Source organism: Bradyrhizobium sp. CCGB01 (genome assembly GCF_024199795.1).
Taxonomy (GTDB): Bacteria; Pseudomonadota; Alphaproteobacteria; order Rhizobiales; family Xanthobacteraceae; genus Bradyrhizobium.
This window is the reverse complement of record NZ_JANADK010000001.1, coordinates 1-22,033: the sequence shown is the minus strand read 5'-3', so window position 1 is coordinate 22,033 and position 22,033 is coordinate 1. Positions and strand designations below refer to the sequence as shown.

General features: G+C 66.1%; 17 protein-coding genes. 3 read left to right on the top strand and 14 right to left on the bottom strand.

The features are described from left to right. Positions 1-214 precede the first annotated feature (214 nt). Positions 215-1,276: a helix-turn-helix domain-containing protein gene (locus NLM25_RS00085; protein WP_254135593.1), complete on the top strand. Its 1,062-nt coding sequence runs from the start codon at positions 215-217 to the stop codon at positions 1,274-1,276. A 136-nt stretch (positions 1,277-1,412) separates the two neighbouring features. After that, positions 1,413-2,840 carry a serine hydrolase gene (locus NLM25_RS00080; protein ID WP_254135592.1) on the top strand — a complete coding sequence of 476 codons (1,428 nt, stop codon included), beginning with the start codon at positions 1,413-1,415 and terminating at the stop codon, positions 2,838-2,840. Positions 2,841-3,092: 252 nt separating this feature from the next. Here NLM25_RS00080 and NLM25_RS00075 read toward each other — a convergent pair whose 3' ends face one another. Next, positions 3,093-4,460: an MmgE/PrpD family protein gene (locus NLM25_RS00075; protein WP_254114630.1), complete on the bottom strand. Its 1,368-nt coding sequence runs from the start codon at positions 4,458-4,460 to the stop codon at positions 3,093-3,095. A 119-nt stretch (positions 4,461-4,579) separates the two neighbouring features. Between NLM25_RS00075 and NLM25_RS00070 the strand changes: the two genes are divergently transcribed. After that, positions 4,580-5,695, top strand: a complete 1,116-nt coding sequence (locus tag NLM25_RS00070; protein WP_254135591.1) for an aromatic acid exporter family protein — start codon at positions 4,580-4,582, stop codon at positions 5,693-5,695. A gap of 1 nt (position 5,696) precedes the next feature. Here NLM25_RS00070 and NLM25_RS00065 read toward each other — a convergent pair whose 3' ends face one another. From NLM25_RS00065 to dnaA, 13 genes are all read right to left on the bottom strand, one after another. After that, positions 5,697-6,347, bottom strand: a complete 651-nt coding sequence (locus NLM25_RS00065) for a 2-hydroxychromene-2-carboxylate isomerase (RefSeq protein WP_254135590.1) — start codon at positions 6,345-6,347, stop codon at positions 5,697-5,699. Continuing rightward, entirely contained in the window at positions 6,344-6,832 is a 489-nt protein-coding gene (locus NLM25_RS00060; RefSeq protein WP_254135589.1) for a DUF2867 domain-containing protein, read from the bottom strand. The genes NLM25_RS00065 and NLM25_RS00060 overlap by 4 nt, the downstream gene beginning before the upstream one ends. Continuing rightward, complete coding sequence (locus tag NLM25_RS00055) at positions 6,829-8,223, bottom strand: MATE family efflux transporter (RefSeq protein ID WP_254135588.1); 1,395 nt, start codon at positions 8,221-8,223, stop codon at positions 6,829-6,831. Before NLM25_RS00055 ends, NLM25_RS00060 begins: the two co-directional genes overlap by 4 nt. 342 nt (positions 8,224-8,565) lie before the next feature. Further along, positions 8,566-9,861: a UDP-N-acetylglucosamine 1-carboxyvinyltransferase gene (gene murA, locus NLM25_RS00050; protein ID WP_254114625.1), complete on the bottom strand. Its 1,296-nt coding sequence runs from the start codon at positions 9,859-9,861 to the stop codon at positions 8,566-8,568. A gap of 257 nt (positions 9,862-10,118) precedes the next feature. Continuing rightward, positions 10,119-10,586: a hypothetical protein gene (locus NLM25_RS00045; RefSeq protein WP_254135587.1), complete on the bottom strand. Its 468-nt coding sequence runs from the start codon at positions 10,584-10,586 to the stop codon at positions 10,119-10,121. Positions 10,587-10,806: 220 nt separating this feature from the next. Next, positions 10,807-13,242, bottom strand: coding sequence for a DNA topoisomerase (ATP-hydrolyzing) subunit B (gyrB, locus tag NLM25_RS00040; RefSeq protein ID WP_254135586.1), 2,436 nt, complete (start codon positions 13,240-13,242; stop codon positions 10,807-10,809). Positions 13,243-13,524: 282 nt separating this feature from the next. After that, positions 13,525-14,223, bottom strand: coding sequence for a hypothetical protein (locus NLM25_RS00035; RefSeq protein ID WP_254135585.1), 699 nt, complete (start codon positions 14,221-14,223; stop codon positions 13,525-13,527). A gap of 134 nt (positions 14,224-14,357) precedes the next feature. Continuing rightward, positions 14,358-16,556 (bottom strand): hypothetical protein, encoded by a 2,199-nt coding sequence (locus tag NLM25_RS00030; protein WP_254135584.1) that lies wholly within the window; start codon positions 16,554-16,556, stop codon positions 14,358-14,360. A 108-nt stretch (positions 16,557-16,664) separates the two neighbouring features. Further along, positions 16,665-17,408 (bottom strand): hypothetical protein, encoded by a 744-nt coding sequence (locus NLM25_RS00025; protein WP_254135583.1) that lies wholly within the window; start codon positions 17,406-17,408, stop codon positions 16,665-16,667. Between the two features lie 119 nt (positions 17,409-17,527). Beyond that, a complete protein-coding gene (gene recF / locus NLM25_RS00020) occupies positions 17,528-18,664 on the bottom strand; it encodes a DNA replication/repair protein RecF (protein WP_254135582.1) in 1,137 nt (378 codons plus the stop codon). Positions 18,665-18,753: 89 nt separating this feature from the next. After that, complete coding sequence (locus NLM25_RS00015) at positions 18,754-19,119, bottom strand: endonuclease domain-containing protein (RefSeq protein WP_254135581.1); 366 nt, start codon at positions 19,117-19,119, stop codon at positions 18,754-18,756. A 127-nt stretch (positions 19,120-19,246) separates the two neighbouring features. Continuing rightward, positions 19,247-20,365 (bottom strand): DNA polymerase III subunit beta, encoded by a 1,119-nt coding sequence (gene dnaN, locus NLM25_RS00010; RefSeq protein ID WP_254135580.1) that lies wholly within the window; start codon positions 20,363-20,365, stop codon positions 19,247-19,249. Between the two features lie 255 nt (positions 20,366-20,620). After that, positions 20,621-22,033: chromosomal replication initiator protein DnaA (dnaA, locus tag NLM25_RS00005; protein ID WP_254114617.1), on the bottom strand; the 1,413-nt coding region annotated here is incomplete at its 5' end.

The following is a 22,033-nucleotide window of genomic DNA, read 5'->3' as shown; positions in this document are numbered from 1 at the left end:
GCTGTCATTCCCCGCGAAAGCGGGGAATCCAGTACGCCGCGGCGCCTCGGTTCAATCACTTCCGTCTCGGAGTACTGGATCGCACGGTCCTGGTGCGCAATTGCGCACCGGCCGGGCGATGACAGAGTATATGTGGCACGCGGATGGTCCTTGAAAAAATGAGCGCAACAAACGATGTTCGGCTGATTTCAACCGTGCCCGACCGCATCGCCCGATGACACTTGCCGCAACCGAGCTCGCCTTTCGCGCCGCCAGCGTCGCGCTGCTGCTGGTGCTGGCGGCGTCGCTGTTACATGATTTTCGCAGCGTGCTGGCTGCCCGCCTCGGTGCCGCCTTCGTGCTGGGCTCGGTCGCGCACGCTGTGAGCTATTCGCTGGATGTCACGTCGCGGATCCCGCTCTGGCATGCGCCTCTGGTCGCGTTGTCGACCGGCACCATCGTGGTGTTCTGGCTGTTCACACGCGCCCTGTTCGACGACGAGTTTCGCCTCCGCTGGTGGCACGGTCTGATCTGGGCGCTGGTGGTGGCCTTCAGCTTCGCAGGCTGCGTCTGGATTGCCCCCAGCGGCCATGTGCGGTTCTCGGTGACGGTGGTCAATCTGATCGTGCTGGGTTTCATCGCGCTTGCGGTCGGACAGATGATCGCTTCCTGGCCGGCCGACCTGGTCGAGCGCCGCCGCCGCGTTCGTGTCTTCATCGTCTGCGCAATCGCGCTTTATGGCGGGCTGAATGCGGTGCTCCAGATCGCCGTCGTCGGCCACCACGTCGGCGCTGTCGCCGAAACCCTCAATGCCGGCGTGCTCGCCTGTACCGTCGCGGCGATCGTCTATGCCATGATGCGCGTTGATGGCGCAGATCTGTTTCCGGCCGCGGCGGAGCCCGCACCGCCTACCATTTTCAGTCAGCCTGCGGCCGATGATTCCGCCGATCAAAAGCTCGTCGACGCCCTAATGCGGTTGATGGCGGACGAGCGAATCTATCGCCAGGAGAGCATCACCATCGGCGTATTGGCCACCCGGCTGAAAATTCCGGAATACCGGCTGCGCCGGCTGATCAACCAGCGGCTCGGTTACCGCAACTTCAATGTGTTCCTGAACAACCACCGGATCGAGGAAGCCAAGGCCGCGCTCGCCGACCCCGCCCAGGCCGAAGTTCCCGTCATCACCATCGCGATGGACGCGGGCTTCCAGTCGCTGGGGCCGTTCAACCGCGCCTTCAAGGCGGTGACGGGCGTAACGCCGACGGAATATCGGCGGCTGAAGGCAGTGAGTCTTTAAGCCTTTGGAATATCGATCTGATTTCAGAATCGGCTAGAGCGCTTTAGTTTCAGCCAAGCCCTTTTCCAAATCCGGCGAGCGCGGCCTTGCGCGCTCCGGCCTCATCCCCGGCATACGCCCCAGCCGGAGAAAGCCCGTGACCCGCCGCCGCAAGATCATCCTCCTGACCACCGCCATCGCCTGTATCGGCCTCGCGCTCGGCGCGGCCCGCGCCCGCAATGCGCCGCAGGTTGCCACCGGCTTCCTCGCCGACATCCTCTGCGCCGAGACGTTCGTCTCCGGCCTCGATCCGCAGCGCACGTTTACCGAGACCACTGACGCAATGCCCGGGACCGGCCTGATCACCTGGGCGATGGACTACCGGATCGACCGCGTTCGCAAGGACGTCACGGTGACGCTGTTCGGCCTCGGACGCAGCCATGCCGTCTATCGCGAGGGGCTCGGCTGCACGCTCGATCACGGCGCCGATATCGCCGACGTCGCACTGCCGCCCGATGACAAGCAGCCCGCATTGCTGCCGGAGATCGCTGGCTCCGCAATTGTGCCGCCGCAAAGCGGGGCGCTCGCCGCCGCGCTCGACCGTGCCTTCACCGAGCCCGCGCAGCCGCCCTACCGCCGCACCCGTGCCATCGTCGTCCTGAAGTCGGGCCGCATCGTCGCCGAGCGCTATGCGGACGGCATCGGCCCGGAGACGCCGCTGCTCGGCTTCTCCATGACGAAATCGGTGATGTCGGCGCTGACAGGCGTGCTCGTGCGCCAGGGTCAGCTCACGCTCGACGGGCCCGCGCCGGTCGCCGCGTGGACACAGCCGGATGATCCGCGCCGCGCCATCACCGTCGACCAGCTCTTGCGGCACACCGCGGGCCTCGCGCTCGGCAGCTCGTTGGAAGCTTCGCTCGGCTCCGCCTTCGAACCCGTCAATCGCATGAAATTTATCGAGACCGACATGGCCGCCTATGCCGCGGGCATGCCGCTTGCCACCGCGCCGGGCACGGTGTGGAACTACCACGACGGCAACACCATCATGCTCGCGCATCTGATCCGTAACGCCGCCGGCGGCAAACCCGCGGACGCACTGCGCTTCGCGCGCCGTGAATTGTTCGCGCCGCTCGGCATGCGTCACGTCACGCTCCAGCTCGACGGCGCCGGCACGATCGAAGGTTCGAGCGAGATGATGGCCCCCGCGCGCGACTGGGCGCGTTTCGGGCAGCTCTATCTCAATGACGACGTCGCCGGCGGCAAGCGTATCCTTCCCGAAGGCTGGGTGAACTACTCGGCGTCAGCCACGCCGAATGCCTGGGTCGGCATCGGCGCCGGCTTCTGGACCAACCAGGGCGACAGTTTTGGCGCGAAGTTCCGCATCGCGCACGGCTGGCCGCGCGATGCCTTCTTCGCCAAGGGCACGATCGGGCAATACACCATCGTGATCCCGTCGGAGCGTCTGGTGATCGTGCGCTTGGGACGCTCGCTGAACGCACCGCCAGAGGCGGACGGCGTGTTCGATCTCGTGCGGGACGTGGTGGCCGCCACGCGCGAGAAGGGGAAGCTGGCGGGGGTGGATTGAGACAAGCAGAGCGAAGTGCCGCTCCTTCTTCCTTCTCCTCTTGTGGGAGAAGGTGGCATAAGCGGCCTTCGGCCGCCGTTCTTTAGAACGCCGAAGCGAAGCTTCGGCTATGGCGCCGGATGAGGGGTCTCTGTCCGTGCATTCAAATGTGAGTTGGACTCGCGGAGAGAGACCCCTCACCCGGCTTCGCTGTCGCGAAGCCACCCTCTCCCACAAGCGGAGAGGGTGCAGCGCTCGTGTGGCGCGAACCTTCTACCTTCCCAGCTCCGTCGCCTTCGCCACGCGATCGAACCGCTCCAGCGTCATGATCGCGTCGGCAAACTTCTCCGCGCGCGCATTCAGCACCGGGCGGGCCAGCGTCAAAAATTTCTGCTGCATCGCCTGCGCATCCGGGAACGAGGTCGGCTCTCCGGACGGATCGGCATAGAGCCGCTCGTGCACGCCGTCATCCGTGGTGATGCTGACGCGCGCGCCGAATGGATGGGTGCGGCCGACCTCGAGGCGGTCGTCCTGCACCACGTCGAACTTGTCGGCCAGCGCGTCGATCGCGGCATCGCCGAGACGGTTGTAATCGTCCCAGCCGAACGAGCCCTGGTCCAGCGCGAGCGCGCCGGTGAAGAACATCGAGAACTGGCCGCCGACGATCGAGGTCGGATGGCGCTTGGTCGCGGCATCGCCGGTCAAGGTGATGCCGTTCCGATGCAAGCCGATCTCGACGCGCTTGACCTGGTCCGGCGTCAGATTGTGCTCGCGCCGCATCGCGATCAGCGCGTCGATCGCCGCATGAGTGTAGCGGCAGCTCGGATACGGTTTTACGCCGATCTTCATGGTCTCGTAGGTCTTGCCGAGCTCTGCGACCGCCTTGTCGGGATGCGCATCGTCGGTGTAGCCGGCGAGCAGGCCGTGCTTGCCCTCGACCGATTCCGTCGCGCCGACGAAATCGTTGCGCGCCAGCGTCGCGGCGATCACGCCATTCATCGCGGCGGCGCCGACCTGGTAGCGCTTGTTCCAGGCGCCGTTGACCAGGAATTGCAGCGAGCCCGCGGCCTGGCTGCCGGAGACGCCGAAAGCGGCGATGATCTGCGGCTCGGACAGGCCGAACAGCTTGCCGGCGGCGGCCGCCGCGCCATAGGTGCCGGCGGTCGCGGTCGGGTGGAAGCCGCGCGCATAATGCGAGGTCGGGTCGAGGGCGTTGCCGAGCCGGCAGCAGACCTCGTAGCCCGCGACGATCGCGGTCAGCACGTCGCGCCCGGAGGCGCCGACCATCTCGCCGACGGCGAAGGCGGCCGGAACCACCGGCGCGCTCGGATGCAGCGAGGAATCCGCGTGGGTGTCGTCGAAGTCGAGGGAATGGCCGAGCGCGCCGTTGAGGAGTGCGGCGACCGCCGGCGTCCAGGTCTTGCTGTCGCCGAACACGGTGGACTCGCCCTTGGTGTCGAGCGCGAGCGCTTCCAGCATCTTCAGGATCGAGGGGGTGGATTCCGCTTCGCTGCGAGCCCGGATGGCGCTGCCGAGGAAGTCCAGCGTCAGCACCTTGGCGCGATCCAGAACCTCCGCCGGAATATCCTGGTATGTCAGATTGACGACGTAGGCGGCGAGCGTTGCGGTTTCGTGGGCCATCGTGTTTCCTCGTTTTGGCGCGCAAGTTAGGCGGGCTGATGTGGCCTTTCAAGCGGGCTTGGGGCCGCGGGCATCAGCCATGCTTTTGGCGATTTTGGATCGGACCGGGACATTCGACGATGGCATTCGCAAAACAGCTGTTCGACGGGGTCAGGTCGCGGCGGACGCAATTGGGACTGGCGATCCGGGTCACGGTGGCTGCCACCGCGGCCTATGCGATCGCCACCGCGCTGCATCTTTTGCTGCCGCTCTGGGCTGTGTTGACCTCGCTGATCGTGACCCAGATGAGCGTCGGCCGTTCGCTGAAAGCGACGCGCGACTATATGCTCGGCACCATCGGCGGCGCGATCTATGGCGGTGCCATCGCGATCCTGATTCCGTATTCGAGCGAGGCGGGGCTCTTGGGCCTGCTGGTGCTGTCGGTCGCCCCGCTCGCCTTCATCGCGGCGATCAATCCGAGCCTCAGTGCGGCCACCGTCACCGCCGTGATCGTGCTGCTGGTGCCGACCATGCATCACTCCGATCCCATGACGTCGGCGATCGACCGCGTCAGCGAGGTTGCGGTCGGGGGCATCACGGGACTGGTGGTCTCCTTCGTGGTGCTGCCTTCGCGCGCGGTGCGGCAGATCCGCGCCAGCGCGGCGCTCCTGCTCGAGCTGATCGCGGACGCTTTCACCGAGCTGCTCGCGGGCCTCACGCGCGGCCGCGACAACGACGCGCTGCACCGGATCCAGGACGGCATCGGCACCGCCATGGTGGGCATGAACGCCATCGGAGCCGAAGCCGAGCGTGAGCGCTCCGCGCGGCTGTCGAGCGGGCCCGATACCGGCCCCTTGCTGCGAACCGTCTTGCGGCTGCGCCATGACGTCGTGATGATCGGCCGTGCCACGGTGGTGCCGCTGCCGGTCGAGGTGCAGATGCGGCTTGCGGCTCCCCTGACGGAAGTCTCGACCGTGATCACACGCTTTCTTCGCTCCGCCGCCGCGGCCCTGCGCGAGGGCGCGGGAGCGCCGGCGATCCATCCCGTCCACGTCGCGCTCCAGCACTATGCCGAGGCGGTCGCAGCCGTCCGCCAGGACGGCCTGCTCCGCGGCCATCCCGGCGACACTGCCGAGCGCTTCTTCGCCATCGGCTTCTCGCTGGAGCAGATGCACCAGAATCTCTGCGATCTCGATCGCGTCGTCGGCGAATGGTCGGAAGCCTCGTCCAACAAGTCCGCGCGCGTGGCGGAATGAGCTAGCGCCTCTTCAGTCCCTTGCTCCGCATGCGCCAGACCAGCAGATCGATGCGGTCCTGGCCGAAGAACGGCTCGTTCTCGAACACGAAGGTCGGCACGCCCCAATGACCGGAGGCGGCGTGGTCCTTCTCATTCCCGGCGATCACCTGCTCGTAGCCGTCGGGATCGGCGCTGATCGCGGCATCCATCGTGGCGAGATCGAAGCCGGCCTTTTCGGCGGCCCGCGCGAGGTGATCGCCTTCGTTCCACCCCGCGACCGAGCCGTCCCAGAGCGTGCATGCGATTGCGTTGGCGAACGCAAGCGAGCGGCCTTCGAGCTGAGCCATGACACCCAACCGGGTCAGGCGGTGGATGTAGGGCTGCTCGGCTGCGACCTCGAACGTCGTCTTGTCCTGCACGATCGGATCGGGCCGGGGAAAACGAAAGGGAATACCCTCGTGCTGTGCCACGCGCGTACTGTCGAGCACGACATAGCGGATGAACTGCGGATTGGTCTTCTTGAAGAAGCCGGGCACGCGGACCGCGAGCGGATAGACCGGTCGCAGGTTCACCGCGAGGTCGTAGTCCGCGACGAGATTCAGCGTCTTCGGCAGCGCCAGATAGCTGAACGGGCTGCGGAAGGAGAAGAAGAGATCGACCGACAGCGTCATCGGGCCGCCTCCACGATGCGCCCCATCATGCCGCGGACCACCAGCTTGTGGAAGGGCATGATCAGGGTGAGATAGGTGCGGCCAAGCAGGTTATTGGTCCGCACCAGCGTGGTCGAGGTCACCCGGCGGCTCGCATCGTCGCCCGCCACATCGACCACGAGACGGAAGTCGAGGTGAGAATCGTCGAAGCCCGCGACCAGCCGCTCCGGCGTTTCGCTCAGCACCGGAAACAGGCCGATCAGGCCGCCGGGCGCGGGTGCGCCTTCGCCCGATGTCTTCAGGCCGAACGGCGTCACCAGAATGTTGCGCAGGCGCAGCAGCGCATCGATCCAGCGCGGCCCGTGCAGCACCATCCGGATGCAGGCCTCGCGGGCGTTCACTGTCGTCGCGCCGACCTCCACGCGAAACGCGTCGATGAACTGCGCGCCCGCCAGCACGGCATCGGCGTCGACCTCAGGCGTGACTTCGCGAACGGTCCCGATCATCCCGCCAGTCTGCGCGTCAGCATCCGGAAGCGCAAGATCAGCAGCCCGGCATAGACGAACGTCCCGACCGAGAACCCGATCCAGACACCGATCGCGCCAAGCCCGGCGTTGAAAGCCAGCAGCCAGGCGACGGGAAATGCGACGCCCCAATAGCCGATCGCCGCGAACACCAGCGTCATCCTGGTGTCGTTGATGCCGCGCAGCGCGCCGCCGACGATGGTCTGGAGGCCGTCGGCGATGAAGAAGGTCGCGCCGACCACCAGCAGTGTCGCCGTCAGCTCGACGGTTGCTGCGCTGGCCTCGCTGGAGCCGAAGAACAGCCGTCCCAGCTGGTAGCGGCCGAGGATGATGGCGACCGTCAGGGCGGAGACCAGCACGACCCCGAGCACAGCCGCGACGAGCCCTGCGCGCTTGACCGCGAGCGGCTCGTTGCGGCCGAAGGCATGGCCGACCCGGACCGTGGCCGCCATGCCGATGCCGAGCGGCACCATGAACAGCACGGCCGTGATCTGAAGCGCGATCTGATGCGCGGCGATCGCGGCGGTCGAGATCAGCCCCATCAGCAGTGCTGCCGACGAGAACAGGCCGTATTCCATCAGCAGCGAAAACGAGATCGGAGCGCCGATCGCGATGAGCTGGCGCATCAGCGGCCAGTCGATCCGCCAGAGATGGGCGAGCGGCTGATAGTCCGCAAACGGCTTTCGCCACGCGGCGATGGCGAGCGCGGCGACGAAGGTGCCGAGATTGACCAGCGTGGTCGCAAGCCCCGCGCCGAACAGGCCAAGCTCCGGCAGGCCGAACAGGCCATGGATCAGGCAATAGACCAGCGCGGCATTGACCGGGATCGCCGCGAGCGTGATCCACAGCGGCGCCTGCGGCCGGTTCACCGCGCTCATCATGCTGCGCAATGCGATGAAGCCGAGCGCCGGCGCGATGCCCCAGGCCAGCCCGTACAGATAGCGCTGGGCGAGCGCGGCCGATTGCGGCGCCTGCCCGAGCGCGATCAGGATGTGCTCGCCATAGAGCGGCGAGGCCATCATCGGCAGCGAGATCAGCAGGGCGACCCACAATCCGACGCGCAGGGAGCGGCGGATGCGCCTGGCATCGCCGGCGCCAAAGGCCTGTGCGGCGAGCGGCGACACCGCGGACATCAATCCGAGCCCGAAGGTGAAGCTGACGAAATAGACCGTATGCGCCAGCGCCGCCGCTGCGACCGCATCCTCGCCCAGCCTGCCGATCAGCGCGAGATCGGTCGTGATCATCGCGATCTGCCCGAGCTGCGTCAGCATCATGGGCACGGCCAGCCGCAGCGTCTCGACGAACTCCTCGGCGAAATGGTTCTGCGGCACGCCGGCTTGCGGCTGCGATTGATATTGCACGGTGTCGAGCATGGGCGGCTGATTAGCACAACCGGGCGACGAAAACATGGCTCGTGCTTCTTCACCCTCTCGTCAGGGGGTCTACCGCGCGCTCGGAATCGTAGGGTGGGCAAAGGCGCACACTGCTACAGAAGCGGTGGGCACGCTTCGCTTTGCCCACCCTACGATACTGGTTTGAGACGTTAGATTTCGCCTTCTTCCCCTCTCCCCTTGTGGGAGAGGGTGGATCGCCGCGGTAGCGGCGAGACGGGTGAGGGGTCTCTATCCTCACAAGCAATCTTGCAAGCGGAGAGAACCCCTCATCCGGCGCTTCGCGCCACCTTCTCCCACAGGGGGAGAAGGAAGAAGGTCTTCTCAGCCCTTCCTCTCCGGCACGCGCTTGATCTTCGCACCGAGCGCGTTCAGCCGTTCGTCGATGCGCTCGTAGCCGCGCTCGATCTGATCGGCGTTGTTGATGGTCGAGGTGCCCTCGGCGCAGACCGCGGCGAGCAGCATGGCCATGCCGGCGCGGATGTCGGGCGAGATCATCGATGCCCCGCGCAGCCGGCTGGGCCCTGCGATGATGGCGCGATGAGGATCACAGAGAACGATCCGCGCGCCCATGGCGATCAGCTTGTCGACGAAGAACATCCGCGATTCAAACATCTTCTCGAACATCAGGATCACGCCCTCGCATTGCGTGGCGGTGACGATCGCGATCGACATCAGATCGGCCGGGAAGGCCGGCCAGGGCTGGTCTTCCAGCTTCGGCACGTGGCCGCCGAAATCGTCCTGGATCTTCAGCGTCTGGTTCGAGGGCACGATGAGATCGTCGCCCTCGATGCGGCAGACGATGCCGAGCCGTTCGAACCCCATGCGGATCGAACGCAGATGCTCGACCCCGGCGCGCACGATGCGAAGCGGGGAGCGCGTCACGGCCGCAAGCCCGATCAGCGAGCCGACCTCGATATGGTCGGGCTGGATCCGGTAGGTCGCGCCGCCGAGCGTCGCTGGCCCGTGCACGGTCATGGTGTTGGTGCCGATGCCTTCGATCTTCGCACCGAGCGCGACCAGGAAATTGGCGAGGTCCTGCACATGCGGCTCGGAGGCCGCATTGCGCAGATATGTGACGCCGTCGGCGGCGACCGCCGCGACCAGCGCGTTCTCGGTCGCGGTGACGCTCGGCTCGTCCAGGAACACGTCCGCGCCGGCCAGCCGTGCCGCGCGGAATTCAAGCCGGTCGGTCGCGGTGACCTTGGCGCCGAGTTGCTCGAGCGCGAGCACATGGGTGTCGAGGCGCCGGCGGCCGATGACGTCGCCGCCGGGCGGCGGCAGCATCACTTCGCCGCAGCGGGCGAGCAGGGGCCCCGCGAGCAGGATCGAGGCGCGGATGCGGACGCAGAGCTCGGGGTCGAGATCGGCGGCGCGGATGCTCTTGGCGTGGATGTGAAGCGTGTTGCGGGCGGTCCACTCGGCCGAGGCGCCGACCGAGCGGACCAGCTCGACCAGGGTCTCGGTGTCGCGGATCCGCGGCACGTTCTCCAGCGTCACCGGGTGCTCGGTGAGCAGGGCGGCCGCGATGATCGGCAGCGCCGAATTCTTGTTGCCGGACGGCTCGATCGAACCCGAGAGCCGGTGACCGCCCTCAACGATGTACTGGATGGGCGCCAAGTGGATACTCGCTGTGCTGTTGGGTGGGGCGGGCTGTTTCGGGCGGAAACTACAGAGATTTGAGCGCGGTAGCAATTGCGGCGGCCGTGGTTCAGGGCCGTTCGCAGGCCAGGAAGTGACCGTAAGTCCCTCATGGTGGGGAGCGCGGAACGCGCGTCTCGAACCATGAAGGGCCCGGCGCTCGCCGTGGCCATCCTTCGAGACGCCCGCTGTCGCGGGCTCCTCAGGATGAGGGTGGTGCGTGTGGCGAGCAGCCGTCAGAGCAGGCCGATGATATTCCCCACCACATAGAGGAGCGCGATCAGGATCAGCGCGCCGATCATGACGAAGGAGATCTCAATCGCGATGGCGCCGGTGCCGAGCGTGGCGGCGACAGCAGCGAGGAGCCGTTCCTCCCGGAAGATCAGCGAGAGGACCGAGAGCAGGATGGCGAGCAGGCCGAGCGAAATCGCGGTGACGGAGGCCGTTTCGCTCCAGCTTCGTCCGGCCGATTTCTCGACCTTCGGCGCCTGATATTCCACGCCCTTCACCCGCGCGATGACGCGGTCCTTGATGCGATGTCCGGTGTCGACGATGACCTGGTCCGCCGGCGGCGGCGGAAACACCATCGGCACAACCCAGTGCGGCAACACCGCCGCCATCAGCGCCAGCACACCGACAATGCTGCCGATGATGCCGAGCCGGCGGGACGGCACGGCGGAACTGGTGGTTGCAGAGGCGGTCATGGCGCGACGCTTCCCGGCCGGAATTGGCCCAACGGGTTCATGCCACTTCGTCGCGAGCGCGGGTGGTGAGGTTCAGGGACGCCGCAAGCGACGCTCCTCACCATGAGAGTTTAGGACCTTCCCCGCGAAGCCAGACCGCATCCTGAGGAGCCCGCAAAGCGGGCGTCTCGAAGGATGGCCGCAGCGGGATCGCCCGCCAATCTCCGCTTACGCGACCACCTCAGATATCGATCGTCGCGCTGAGCGAGTTTTCCTGGATGAAGTCGCGGCGCGGCTCGACCACGTCGCCCATCAGCTTGGTGAAGATGTCGTCGGCCTCGTCGACCTCCTTGACCTTCACCTGGAGCAGCGAGCGCACGTCGGTGTCGAGCGTCGTCTCCCAGAGCTGCTCGGGGTTCATCTCGCCGAGACCTTTGTAGCGCTGCAGCGAGATGCCCTTGCGGCCGGACTCGGTGACGGCCTCGAACAGGTCGACCGGTCCGTGGACCATGTGCTCGCTGTCCTTCCGCCGCAGCTTGCCGGAGCGGGCATAGACGTCCTGAAGCTTCGTCGTGTACTCGTCGAGCTTGCGCGCCTCGGCGGACCCCAGGAACGCATCGTCGATGACGGCAGCTTCCTTGACGCCGCGCACGGTGCGCTCGAACTGGAAACCCTGGCCTTCCACGTATTGCCCGATCCAGCCGCGCTCGACCTCCTCGGCCTGGTTGTCCAGCCGGGTTGCGATGTACTGCGCCGCGGCCGTGGCGTTCTCGGGATTGCCGTAGACCGACTTGTTCAGCACGCCGGTGATGGCGGCCTGCTCGACGACCTTGCGGTTATAGCGGCTGTGCAGGTTGCGCAGGATGCTGCGGACCACGCGGGCGTCGTCGACCAGCGCACGCAGATCGCGGCCGGTGCGGTCGCCGCCGGTGCCGGGAATGAAGACGCAATCGTCGAGGCCGGCGTCGATCAGATAGTCTTCCAGCGCCCGCTCGTCCTTTAGATATTGCTCGGACTTGCCGCGCGAAACCTTATAGAGCGGCGGCTGGGCGATATAGAGATAGCCGCCGTCGATGATGTCGCGCATCTGCCGGTAGAAGAAGGTGAGCAGCAGCGTGCGGATGTGAGCGCCGTCGACGTCGGCGTCCGTCATCACGATGATCTTGTGATAGCGCAGCTTCTCGACCGAGAACTCGTCGCTGATGCCGGTGCCGAGCGCGGTGATCAGCGTGCCGATCTGCTCGCTCGACAGCATCTTGTCGGGGCGGACGCGTTCGACGTTTAAGATCTTGCCGCGGAGCGGCAAGACGGCCTGGAATTCGCGGTTACGGCCCTGCTTGGCGCTGCCGCCTGCCGAGTCACCCTCGACGATGAAGAGTTCGGACTTGGCCGGGTCCTTTTCCTGGCAGTCGGCGAGCTTGCCGGGCAGCGAGGAGACCGAGAGCGGGCTCTTGCGCGTCAGCTCGCGCGCCTTTCGCGCGGCTTCGCGCGCGGCGGCGGCCTGGATCACCTTGCCGACGATCATCTTGGCTTCGCTCGGGTGCTCCTCAAACCAGGCCTGGAGCGCCTCGTTGAGGACGTTCTCGACCACGGGGCGCACCTCCGAGGACACCAGCTTGTCCTTGGTCTGCGACGAAAACTTGGGATCAGGCACCTTCACCGACAGCACGGCCGTCAAGCCTTCGCGGCAGTCGTCGCCCGTCAGTGCGATCTTTTCCTTCTTCGCATTGGCCTCGGCATAGCCGTTGACCTGGCGCGTCAGCGCGCCGCGGAAACCGGCCAGATGGGTGCCGCCGTCGCGCTGCGGGATGTTGTTGGTGAAGCACAGCACGTTCTCGTGGTAGCTGTCGTTCCACCACAGCGCGGCCTCGACGCCGATGCCGTTGGCTTCCGCGCGCACCATGATCGGCGCCGGCACGATCGCCTTCTTGTTGCGGTCGAGATATTTGACGAATTCCTCGACGCCGCCGGAATAGTGCATTTCCTCGCGCTTCTCGACCGCGTGACGCATGTCGGAGAGGGCGATGTTGACGCCGGAATTGAGGAAGGCGAGCTCGCGCAGCCGGTGCTCCAGCGTCGCGAAATCATATTCGATGTTCTTGAAGGTTTCGGTCGAGGCGAGGAACGTCACCTCGGTGCCGCGCTTGCCCGGCGCGTCGCCGACCACCACCAGCGGTGCGACGGCATCGCCATGGGCGAACTCGATGTAATGTTCCTTGTTGTCGCGCCAGATGCGCAAGCCGAGCTTGCTCGACAGCGCGTTGACGACGGAGACGCCGACGCCGTGCAGACCGCCCGAGACCTTGTAGGAGTTCTGGTCGAACTTACCGCCGGCATGGAGCTGGGTCATGATGACCTCGGCCGCCGAGATGCCTTCGCCCTTGTGGATGTCGACCGGAATGCCGCGGCCGTCGTCGCGCACGGTGACCGAATTGTCGGCATTGAGCACGACGTCGACGCGCGAGGCGTGACCCGCCAAGGCCTCGTCGATCGCGTTGTCGACGACTTCGTAGACCATGTGGTGCAGGCCCGACCCGTCGTCGGTGTCGCCGATATACATGCCCGGACGCTTGCGGACGGCATCGAGACCCTTGAGCACGCGGATCGATTCCGCCCCGTAATCGCTCGGATTTGAGGGCTCGTTTTCGGCAGGTGTCTGCCGAGCAGGTTCTGTCATGAGAGGCCTTCGAGATGTCGCCCGAATCAGCGGCGCAAAAGGCGCTGATTTGAAAGCTATTTGTGCCACGAAAGAGGGCTTGCGCATAGCGCAAAGTATCTTCCGGCAACCCTTTGATCAGATAGGGATTTTTAACAGGTTTTCAAGGCGTTTGAAGGCCGATTCCGGGCGTTGAAAAAAGCCCGATTCGAGGCCCTGTTTTTGGTCCTCAAAGGCGTGGATTTTGCGGGGTGGAGAAGCGCGCTCCGAGGCGCCGCGGCGCCCCGGAACCGGCCACCGGGTTCAGTAGATCTGGTCCGACTTCTTATCGTCGTTATCCAACCTGAGGGACCAGGTCTCGCCTGCGGCCACGGTAATGGTGTCAGAGCGCACCCGATGGCCCGACAGCAGCAGCCCGTACGAATATGTACCGGGCGGCAGATCCAGCATTTGTGGGTGATTGACGCCACCCGCGATCTTGATGGTTTGGTCGTTGATCACGAGCGAGGCGACGTCCGGCGCAAGAAAGCCGAAGATCAGCCGCGCCTGTCCGGGCTTCGGCAGGACATCGGCCTTGGCCGCGGCGTCCGTATTCCGCTGCACAAGGTTGATGGTGGTCTCGTCCTTCGCGCGGCCAAGCTTCAGGGTGGCCGGCCCCTTCGGGGAGGCGAAAGCGAGCTGAGCGTGCTCGGCGTCCACCACCGCGCCTTCAGGCATTTCCTGCCAGCCGCGCTTTCCGAGCTCCACGCGGTAGAAGGCGAGCACGTCGCTGAGGTCCGCCCGCACGGTGGCTTTGAGCTCGAGTCGGAGTGGGGCTTCGATGCCGTTCACGGACTTGCTGGTGAAGCTTCCTGTGTGGCCGGATCGCTTCGGCACGGGCATGTCGGCGTGGGGATCTGCTGCGGTCAGCGGCTCCTGCGAGCAGCTCGCAAGAAGAGTGAGGCCGCACACCAACAGCCGCCATCGTGCCGGGACTTTCGTCCCGCGCCTTACCGTCGTCATGCCCACTCTCCGGGGATGTTGCGCGCCTTGATTGTCGCGCGATGCAGCGGCTGCGACACTGTCGCCGCCTCCAGAGGACTAGTCGCCCCGTGAACCTGATGGGTTCGACCTGGCCGTTACAGGCCCAGGCGGGATCAATACATTTGCAGCGGCAGCACCTCGCCGGTCGGACCCACTAGCAGGCCCCAGGCATCGCCGGCGGCAACGGTGAGGGTGTCGGTGCGGGCGGGCTGGCCGGGCATGCGCAGCGCGTATTGGTACTTGCCGGGCGGCAGGTCGAGCATCGGCCCTTTCGGCGATTGCGGGCCGCCGGCGCCGGCGGCGATCTTGACGGTCTGATGGTTGATCGTCAGCGACGCTTCCTTGGGCCCGATATTGCCGAGCATGACCCTCGCTTGTCCGGCTTTCGGTATGATGTCGGCTTTTGCCGCTGCTTGTGGATTCCGCTGCACCAGGCTGACCGTGGTCTCGTCCCTGGCACGGCCGAGCTTCAGCACGGCCGGTCCCTCCGGCGAGGTGAACGCCAGCTCCGCCCGCTCGGCGGTGACGGTCGCGCCGTCAGCCTTTTCCTGCCAGCCGCGCTTGGTCAGCTCGGCGCGATAGAAGGCGAGCACGTCGGAGAGCTCGGCGGGGATGCTGGCTTCGAGCTCCTTGCGGAACGACTGGTCGCTGCCGGGGAATTTCGTCGAGCTGATGCCGCTCGAGCTGCGCTGCGTCGGCACGGGCAGGGCGGAGTCGGGATCGGGCTTGAGCGGCTCGGTCGATTTCGCCTGCACCGGCTTGGATTCTGTCGCCTTGGCTTCTGTCGGCCTGGCTTCTGCCGATTTCGTCTCGGCCGGCTTTGCCGCGGCCACGATCAGGCCGGTGCCGTTGGCGCTGACATTCACCTTCGGACCCATCTGCATCACGGTCATCGAGATCGACTTACCGGCCTTGGAGAACGCCATCACCGCCATGTTGGGTTGGTTGATGACGGAAGGCTGTTCCTTCCAGCCAAGATTCTTCAGCGATGCGCGATAGAAGGTGCCGAGCGCCTTCACGCTCGAGGTCGAGGAAAATTCGAGCCGGCCGTCGCTGCCTTCGAACTTCACGCCCTCGGCGGTTTCGGGCAGCGGCACCGGCGTCTTGCTGTCGGCGAGCGCATTGAGCGGCGCGTCGGACAGCGCGGCCGCCTGCACCTTGCGTCGCGCTTCGTCGGCGGCGATGAGTTGCTTGGCCGCGCCTAATGCATCGCCGAGGAACTTCTCATCGGCTTCCTTTTTCGCCCTGGCGCGGGCGGCAAGCGCGGACTCCTTCACCTGCACGTTCAGGCTGATCATGGTGAAATCATATTTGCGGCCGAGCCGCAGCACGCCGGTTTCCTCGGCCGTGGACACCTTGATCGCCACCTCATCGCCGGGTGCGAGCGGCGCGCTGCCGTCCTCCTGCCAGCCGCGCGCGGCGAGCTCGCGATGATAGAAGGCCAGCACCGCCGGCAGCTCGGCCATCGCGGCGGCCGACATCTCGCGCTTGTTGGAGTCAGCACTGCCGAGGCCCCTCGCCGTCTTGGTCGGATTCGGCCGCGGCAGGCCGGCGAGATCGCTGTCGGCCTTGAGATCGCCGGGCAGGGCGAAGGGCGCGACGCGGATGTCGACATTGGTGCGGCCGTCGTCGCGGCGCGTCAGCGTCAGCATGATCGGCTTCTGCCGGTAGAAGCCGGTCGCCTCGTTGTCCGGATGGGCGTAGAACGCGCGAAAACCATTGGGAACGGTCTCGTCCAGGCTGGTCGTCCAGCGCGCGGCGGTTTCCGGCGTGAGCTTCTGCCAGCCGATCGCAGCCATCTCGCGGCCAAAGAAATCCGACGTCGCCTCAAGCGCGCTGGGCGCAATGCAGCCGAGATAGGGCCTCGTGCCATCGAACATGATGTCGCTCGCGCCGTCAGGGAACGGCACGTTCGAATAGATCCGGTCGCTCGAATAATGCACCATGGACTGGTCGGGACGGCCGAGACCCTGTGTGAGATAGACCGAAAGGCCCTGTCGTCCCTTCTTGAAGTTCAGCGTGGTGTTCTTTTCCTCCAGCGGCCGCAGATAGGGCACCCAGCCGTCGGCGCTGAGGAGCTTCTTCACGGCCGGCGCCGTCACGGCCTCCGGCGTCGGCATGCGATATTCGAGGCGCCAGGATTCGGGGCGCGAGCTGTCTTCCACCGCGCCCTCCAGCTTCGGCAGCGCGTGGACGTCGACGCCGCCGCCGTCAGCGGCCGCCGCGATCGAGCAGCTCGCGATCAGGACGAGGCCACATGCAAGCAGCCGCCAGCGGGCCGGGACTTGCGTCCCGCGCGGGATCATCGACATCGTCAAAACTCCTGGATTTCGCGCTCCGTCGGGGGTCGCGCGCATTTGCAGGCTGCGACACCGTCGGCGCGGCCTCAAACCAGAAGTCGCGGCAGGAACCTGCGAGGTTCAATACAGCTGGAGCGGCGACCAGGCCTCGCCGTCGCGCCCGACCGTGAGCTCCCAGGAATCGCCGGCGGCTACGGTAAGGCTGTTGGTGTAGGCCGGACGACCCGGCACGCTCAGCTCGTAGGGATATTTGCCGGGCGGCAGATCCAGCGCCACCGCGTGGGCGCCGCCCGGGCGCCTGATGATCCGCTCGGAGATCGTGAGCACAGCTTCCTTCTCGCCGATATTGCTGAACACCATTTTCGCCTGCCCCGGTTCGGGCATGACATTGGCTTTGGTCGCCGTATCCGAGTTCTTCTGCACGAGATTGACCACGGTGCTGCTGTCCTTGCGGCCGAGCTCCAGCACCGCCGGCCCGAGCGGGGAGGCGAAGGTGAGCTGCGCGTGATCGGCGGTGATCAGCACGCCATCCGGCTCTTCCTGCCAGCCGAGCTTTCCAAGCTCGGTGCGGTAGAAGGCGAGCACGTCGCCGAGCCTGGCGGGCACGGTGGCCTCTAACCTAGTGCGGAGCGGGGCTTCGATGCCGCTCACGACAGTGGTGTGAATTCCTCGGTAGCTGTAACGGGTCGGCGCGGGCAGCTTGGTGTCGGGATCCGGCGTGAGCGCGCCGGAGAACAGCGGCGACAGATGCGGCACCCAGGCGCTCGCGCTCGCCGCGAGCATGCAGCTTGCGAGCAGGAAGAGGCCGCACGCAAACGCCAGCCATCGTGCCGGGACTCGCGCCCCGGTCCTTACCGTCCGCATCTCGCTTCTCCAGGGATATCGCGCGTCATCCGTTGCGCGATGGCACGGGCTGCGACACGCATCGCCGCGCCCTCAAAAAGCTAGTCGCGAAGGGAAACCGTCGGGTTCAACCGCGAGGTCTAGCGACGGGCGGAGACTCGTCCGCTCTCGACGTCAAAGACTTCGCCGCCTGCGCCAATCTCGGCGAAGGCGGCCGGGTCTGCGCCGGTCAGCCACACCTGCGCGCCGAGCTTGCGCAGCTCGTCGAACAGCGCCGCGCGGCGGTTCGGATCGAGATGCGCGACGACCTCGTCGAGCAGCAGCAGCGGCACGATGCCGGTCATCTCGGCCACCAGCGTCGCATGTGCCAGCACGAGCCCGATCAGCAGCGCCTTCTGCTCGCCGGTCGAGGCATCGCGCGCCGGCATGCTCTTCGGTGCATAGATCACCTGGAGATCGGTGAGATGCGGACCGTCGGTGGTACGGCCGGCGATGGCGTCGCGCGGGCGGTTATCGCGCAGGATCTGGCGATAACGGTCCTCGACCGACGTCGCGGTTTCGGTCAGCAGCGCATTCTCCATCCAGCCGTCGAGCGCGATTTGCGCCGACGGAAACGCGGAAGCCTGCGCGCGCGCGTTCAGCATGCCGGTGAGGCGCGCCGCGGTCTGGCCGCGCGTCGCCGCGACCGCGACAGCAAGCTCGGCGGTCTCGCGCTCGATCGCGTCACACCAATGGTCGTCGTAATTGCGCGTCTCGAGCAGGCGGTTGCGCGAGCGCAGTGAACGTTCGAGCGCGTTGATGCGGCTGGAATGCTCGTTGTCGATCGCGAGCACCAGGCGGTCGAAGAAGCGCCGCCGTTCGGAGCCGGCGCCCATGAACAGCCCGTCCATCGCCGGCGTCAACCACACCATGCGGATGTGGTCGCCGAAGCTGGTCGCCGAATTGACCGGCTCGCGGTCGATGCGGCAGCGCCGGCTGACCGTACTGTCGGGGCGCGGCGCGTCGATGCCGGTGCCGAGCGTCGCAAGCCCCAGCGCGCCCTCGACCTGCGCAGAGACCGCCCAGGAGCCGTCGCCCTGGTTGTCCGCGACGTCTTCCAGCGTCGCGCGCCGCAAGCCGCGTCCCGGTGACAGGAACGAGATCGCCTCGATGCAATTGGTCTTGCCCGCCCCGTTCGGCCCGACCAGCGCCACCATGTCAGCCGCCGTCTCGAGCCCCGCCGCCCGGTAATTGCGAAAATGCGTCAGCGTCAGGCGATGAATGCGGGAGGGGGTCATCAGTTGTTCGTTATGGACGCGGTTCTTTCCCTCCCCCCTTGTGGGGGAGGGTGGCGCCTCACGCAGTGAGGCGACGGGTGAGGGGTATGTTACCGCCCGGCAAGCTTTGCAAGGATGTCCTCCAAAACAGCCGCGGATTGTTGCAACACGTCGTTATTCCAGTAGCGCGCGACAGAGAAACCTTCTGCGGAAAGTGCGGCTTCGCGAGCGGCGTCACGTTGGGATTCAGCATGCTGGCTTCCGTCGATCTCGATCACGAGACGCGCGTCGAAGCAGACGAAGTCGAGAATGTAGCTCTTAAATGGGACTTGCCGACGAAACTTGTAGGTGGAGAGCCGACGGTCCCTGAGCAGACGCCACATCGCTGCCTCCGCGTCCGTCGGTTCGTGCCGCATGTTCTTCGCAAACTGGCGGAGATGTTTGGGGACCGACCGATGGGACGGTTCCTGCGGCACTAACCCCTCACCCGACTGAATGCGTATCTTCCTGCGGAGCAGCCCTTTCCCACAGGGGGAGAGGGCGCAGCAATGCGCATCGCGCTTGGTTCTAAAGGCAGAGTGCGCCGGTGAGGGAGCACCTCCCTCACACCCGCATCGGCATCAGCACATACAGCGCGCTCTTGTCGTCGCGGTCCTGGACCAGGGTCGGCGAGCCGGGGTCGGCGAGCTTGAGCGTGGCGACGTCGCCTTCGATCTGGGCGGCGATGTCGAGCAAATAGCGCGAGTTGAAGCCGATATCGAGGGCGTCGGAGGCGTATTCGACCTCGAGCTCTTCGGTCGCGCTGCCGGAATCCGGGTTGGTGACCGACAGCACCAGCTTGCCCGGCGACAGCGACAGCTTCACCGCGCGTCCGCGTTCGCTGGAGATGGTGGAGACGCGGTCGACTGCGTTCTCGAAATCCTTCTTGTCGACGACCAGTTCCTTGTCGTTGCCCTGCGGGATCACGCGGCCATAGTCGGGGAAGGTGCCGTCGATCAGTTTCGAGGTCAGCACCACATTGCCGATGGTGAAGCGGATCTTGGCCTGCGACAGCTCGATCGTCATCTCGGCTTCGGTGTCCTCGATCAGGCGCTGCACTTCGCCGACTGTCTTGCGCGGCACGATGACGCCGGGCATGCCGTCGGCGCCCTTGGGCTGCACCAGGTCGAGCTGGGCGAGGCGGTGGCCGTCGGTGGCGACGCCGCGCAGGGTCGCGGCTTTCGCGGTGCCGGCGGCGTGCAGATAGATGCCGTTGAGGTAGTAGCGCGTCTCTTCGGTCGAGATCGCGAACTGGGTGCGGTCGATCAGCCGCTTGACGTCCTTGGCGGCAAGCGAGAACGAATGCGACATGTCGCCGGCGGCCAGATCCGGGAAATCGTTCTCCGGCAGGGTCTGCAGCGTGAAGCGCGAACGGCCGGCGCGGATCGCCAGCACGGCGCGGTCGCCGTCGGCCTCCAGCACGATCTGCGAACCATCCGGCAGCTTGCGCACGATGTCGTAGAACATGTGGGCCGGCACGGTGGTGGAGCCGGCGGTTGCGGTTTCCGCCGCAAGCGTCTCCGTCACCTCGAGGTCGAGGTCGGTTGCCTTCAGCGACAATTTGGCATTCTCGGCGCGGACCAGCACGTTGCCGAGGATCGGAATCGTGTTGCGGCGCTCGACCACGCGATGGACATGACCCAGTGACTTCAGGAGTTGCGCGCGTTCGACCGTAACCTTCATTGCACTACTCGCCCGATCCCCAAGGAACACAAATTTGGAAAAGCCGGGCGGCGGGACGCGCGCCACGGCACCGAAGACCCGGACGGCCGGATCATCCAGCCGATATGACCAAAGCCGTCAGGGTCGCGCAAGGTGGCGCGGAAAGCCATCCGTTTCAAGGGATTCGGGGCGGTTCCCCAAGATTTACAGCCCAAAACGAAGACCGCCGCCCTGGCATGGCCGGGGCGGCGGGAGAGTGGCAGGAGCCTCAGGCGTTTATTCCTGAAGCTGGCGCTTCAGCGACTCGACCTCCTCGGACAGCGCGGTGTCCTTGTTGACCAGTGCCTCGATCTTGCGCACGGCGTGCAGCACCGTGGTGTGGTCGCGTCCGCCGAAGCGGCGGCCGATTTCCGGCAGCGAGCGCAGGGTCAGCGTCTTGGCCAGATACATCGCCACCTGGCGCGGCCGGACCACGTTGGCGGTGCGGCGCGAGGACAGGAGGTCGGAACGGCTGACATTATACTGCCGCGCCACCACGCGCTGGATGTCCTCGATCTTGATCCGCTTCGGCTCCGAGGGGCGGATCAGATCGCGCACCTCGTGCTCGGCCATCTCCAGCGTCACCGGCCGGTTGTTGAGTTTCGAGTGCGCCAGCAGACGATTGATCGCGCCTTCGAGATCGCGGCCGTTATGGGTGATGGCGCGGGCCAGATAGGTCAACACCTCCTCCGGCACCTCGAACGTCGCATGATGGGTGCGGGCCGCCGCGACGCGCGACTTCAGGATGCCGTGCCGCAGATCTTCGCCGAGCGAGCCCATCTCGACCACGAGGCCGCCGGCGAGGCGCGAACGCACGCGATCGTCGAGGCTTTCGAGATCCGACGGCGGACGGTCGGCCGCGATCACGACCTGGCGGCCGGCATCGATCAGCGCGTTCAGCGTGTGGCAGAACTCGGCCTGGGTCGACTTGCCCTGGAGGAATTGGAGATCGTCGATCACCAGCACGTCGATGCCGCGCAGCGCTTCCTTGAAGGCCAGCGCCGTCTGCGTCTTCAGCGCGGCGACGAAGCCGTACATGAATTTTTCAGCCGTGAGGTACAGCACCTTGCGCTCGTTGCCGGAATTGCCGGCCCAGGTCACGGCCTGGAGCAGATGCGTCTTGCCGAGGCCGACGCCCGCATGGATGTAGAGCGGGTTGAACATGACGGGGTCGCCGCGGCGCCCTTCGGCGACCTGACGTGCCGCCGCATGCGCCAGCGTGTTGGAGCGGCCGACCACGAAGCTTGCAAAGGTCAGGCGCGGATCGAGCGGCGAGCCGCCGAGCGCGTCGTGATTTGCGGAGACCGGCGCGGTCGCCGTCGAGCGCAGCTCCGGAGCAGGCGCGCGGCGCGTTTCGACCGGCGCAGGCGCTTCCTTCTGCTGCACGACCGGGCGCACTGCGGAGCGAACGGTGAGATCGATGCGATGCACTTCCGGCATCTCGGCCTGCCAGCACGACAGCACGCGCTCGGCATAATGCGCCTGGATCCAGCTCTTCAGGAAGCGGGTCGGCACCGAGAGGCGCACGCTCTCCTCCTGCACGCCTTCCAGATCCATGCGGGCAAACCAGCTCGTGTAGACGTCCTCGCCAACGCTCGTGCGCAGCCGACCCTTCACGCGAGACCAGCGATCTTGTTCCGATGTGTTCAT

Bases quoted from the DNA above. Each gene is read 5' to 3' on its own strand.
- NLM25_RS00075 (WP_254114630.1), bottom strand. From the start codon at position 4,460: ATGGCCCACGAAACCGCAACGCTCGCCGCCTACGTCGTCAATCTGACA.
- NLM25_RS00030 (WP_254135584.1), bottom strand. From the start codon at position 16,556: ATGTCGATGATCCCGCGCGGGACGCAAGTCCCGGCCCGCTGGCGGCTG.
- NLM25_RS00045 (WP_254135587.1), bottom strand. From the start codon at position 10,586: ATGACCGCCTCTGCAACCACCAGTTCCGCCGTGCCGTCCCGCCGGCTC.
- NLM25_RS00055 (WP_254135588.1), bottom strand. From the start codon at position 8,223: ATGCTCGACACCGTGCAATATCAATCGCAGCCGCAAGCCGGCGTGCCG.
- dnaN (WP_254135580.1), bottom strand. From the start codon at position 20,365: ATGAAGGTTACGGTCGAACGCGCGCAACTCCTGAAGTCACTGGGTCAT.
- NLM25_RS00035 (WP_254135585.1), bottom strand. From the start codon at position 14,223: ATGACGACGGTAAGGCGCGGGACGAAAGTCCCGGCACGATGGCGGCTG.
- NLM25_RS00060 (WP_254135589.1), bottom strand. From the start codon at position 6,832: ATGATCGGGACCGTTCGCGAAGTCACGCCTGAGGTCGACGCCGATGCC.
- recF (WP_254135582.1), bottom strand. From the start codon at position 18,664: ATGACCCCCTCCCGCATTCATCGCCTGACGCTGACGCATTTTCGCAAT.
- gyrB (WP_254135586.1), bottom strand. From the start codon at position 13,242: ATGACAGAACCTGCTCGGCAGACACCTGCCGAAAACGAGCCCTCAAAT.
- NLM25_RS00065 (WP_254135590.1), bottom strand. From the start codon at position 6,347: ATGACGCTGTCGGTCGATCTCTTCTTCTCCTTCCGCAGCCCGTTCAGC.
- NLM25_RS00025 (WP_254135583.1), bottom strand. From the start codon at position 17,408: ATGCGGACGGTAAGGACCGGGGCGCGAGTCCCGGCACGATGGCTGGCG.
- NLM25_RS00085 (WP_254135593.1), top strand. From the start codon at position 215: ATGACACTTGCCGCAACCGAGCTCGCCTTTCGCGCCGCCAGCGTCGCG.
- NLM25_RS00070 (WP_254135591.1), top strand. From the start codon at position 4,580: ATGGCATTCGCAAAACAGCTGTTCGACGGGGTCAGGTCGCGGCGGACG.